We start from the raw sequence: 2,213 nt of genomic DNA on the forward strand, positions 1-2,213 counted from the left end.
GCACCTGGACATGCGGCAGGTGGGCCAGGTTGCGGCGCGCCTGGAAGGTGGCACGGGGGCTGATATCGGTGGCTAGAAGGCGTTCACAGCGAGGCGCCAGCGCCTCGGTCAGCACCCCGTTGGAGCAGCCCAGCTCCCAGCCGCGGTTGAACCTGGCGCGCGGCAGGCTGGCGAGCAGCAACGCGCGTTTGCGTTCTTCGTACCACCGGCTGCGGTAGCCGAAGGGATCTTCAGCGGCATGCAGCTGGTCGAAATAAGGTTGCGCACTCATGCCAGGAATACCTCGTTTTTCCGGGAGAATCGGGCAAGGATGTGGGCGGGCAGGATCGGCTCCGCGCGCAGGCGGGGGACGGTCCCGATCTGGGTGCGGAAGCGGGCGATGGCCCGTGCCTTGCGATCAATGGCGTTGGAGATGTCCAGCACTTTCGGCGCCTGCCACGCCATGTGTGCGTGCGCAGGCTCCAGCCAATGCCAGCCCCAAACGGGATATTCCAGGCGCGCGCAGCCTGCCGCGTGAGCCGCACGACATGCGGCCCGGCCAGCGGCCTCGTGATCGGGGTGGCCATCGAACCGCCACGGCGCAAGCACCAGATCGTCGTCGCGCAGAGTGCGCTGCAACCAGCCTTCCAGTTCCTGTTCGTGTGCGCTTACGGCGCCATCGTCGATGCCGAGATGGCAGATCGCATCGGCGCCGATCGCCAGCTCGGCCAACGCCGCGCGCAGCTCTTCGCGGCGCGCGTTGCGAAGACGTTGGGGCGTCCACCAGCGCTCGTCCGGATAACAGGCCTCGCCATCGGTCACGGCAACGACCTGCACCGCCACACCACGCTCGACGGCACCACACAGCAGCCCCCCACACCCGAGGATCTCGTCGTCGGGATGCGGCGCCACCACGACAATCCGGGCGGCATCTCCGCACAGGTCCGCCAGGCCGATGCCGGGCTGCTTCCACAGCCAGTCGCACTGCTGCCATGCGTGCTCGTCCGGCCCGGTGCCGTGGATGGTGGCTACAGGCTCCACGGTCCCTCCTGGAGCGCCCGTTGTGCGCCCAGCCAGGCCCAGTCCTTGTCTGCATGGCTCTGCCGCAGGAAGATGGTCAGATCAGCCCATCGCTGCGCGTGCGTGGCCTCCATGCACATGGGCGCCGGGCCCAATGCACGGCCTGCAAGGTCAAGCACCTCGCTGGCGGCACGTTCCACGACGCTGCGGACACGGACGACGTCTTCGCGATGTGGCAGATCAGGTGCCTGGTCGATCTTCACTGCCAACTCGCGCAGCAGCGCCGCCGCCGGCGCCAATGCCAGGTCCACCTTGCCCAGCAGCCGCGCACGCAGGCCCTCGGCGCAGGCAGGTTGCATGCGTTCGGCCACTGCGGTTGCAGCCCCGAACCAGACGGCCGCGATGCCTGCACCRCCATGCCAGAAGCCGGGCCGCTGCAGATAGGCATCGCGCCCACCCACCGCCTGCGCCAGTGCGGCGTTGAAACGGACGGTGGTGGAACGGATTCCGGCCATGCCTGCTGCTGGCCACGGATCGGCATCCAGCGACTGCCAATCCGCAGCGGCAACGCTGTACAGCTGCGCTGCATCGGGCGAGCGAACCGTCACCAGGGCGGCATCGACGAACATGCTGCCCGAACACCACGGCTTGTCGCCATGCAGGCGGTTGAGCGCATCGGCGCGCACGGTGCAGGCAGGGCCTTCGGCTGCCCACACCGCCCATAGCGTGCCGTCGGCCGGTGCCGGTGCACCCAGGTCGTGCAGGATGGCGGCGGCATCGTAGTGGGCTTCGAGAACCTTGGCCAGGCACAGGTCCTCAGCGCCCAGCCGGGCCAGCGCGCGCCATCGCTGCAGCGTGTTGCCGCCGCCGGGCTGTGGCAGCGCAGGTTGCATCAGCAGCGCGTGGCGCGCCCGGTCGGCGAGTGGAGGGATGGAAACAGTATCGAGCATGTCAGGCCGAACGGAGGGGGCCTGCAGAACGTAGAGCGGAGGCGGTCACGTTGCTGTCTTCGGTGCGTGGCGAGCGCATGAAGCCGCTGTCCCTCCCCCACCGCCTTCTGTCATGCATATACAAAAACGCCGGTCGAGGCCTATTAAGTGCGGGACGGATAAGGTCGTCACCCTGATTCACCTTTCTTCTGTTCGACGCTTGTCGTCCACGCCCCAGGGAACATCCATGAAATCACTGCTTGTCGCAGCCACCCTCGCAGCCTC

3 protein-coding genes are annotated in these 2,213 nt (G+C 67.8%); all 3 read right to left on the reverse strand.

All coding sequences use genetic code 11. The features are described 5' to 3' along the window. A partial coding sequence (locus AC1VAN_RS19335) for an SAM-dependent methyltransferase (protein ID WP_480986492.1) occupies positions 1 to 271 on the reverse strand: 271 nt, incomplete at its 3' end. Then, positions 268 to 1,020 carry a PIG-L deacetylase family protein gene (locus AC1VAN_RS19340; protein ID WP_032974692.1) on the reverse strand — a complete coding sequence of 251 codons (753 nt, stop codon included), beginning with the start codon at positions 1,018 to 1,020 and terminating at the stop codon, positions 268 to 270. The genes AC1VAN_RS19335 and AC1VAN_RS19340, both read right to left, overlap by 4 nt. Continuing rightward, complete coding sequence (locus AC1VAN_RS19345) at positions 1,008 to 1,892, reverse strand: acyl-CoA dehydrogenase (protein WP_235189870.1); 885 nt, start codon at positions 1,890 to 1,892, stop codon at positions 1,008 to 1,010. Before AC1VAN_RS19345 ends, AC1VAN_RS19340 begins: the two co-directional genes overlap by 13 nt. Positions 1,893 to 2,213: the final 321 nt, after the last annotated feature.

The sequence above is a fragment of the Stenotrophomonas sp. 05L44_2 genome, assembly GCF_056665995.1.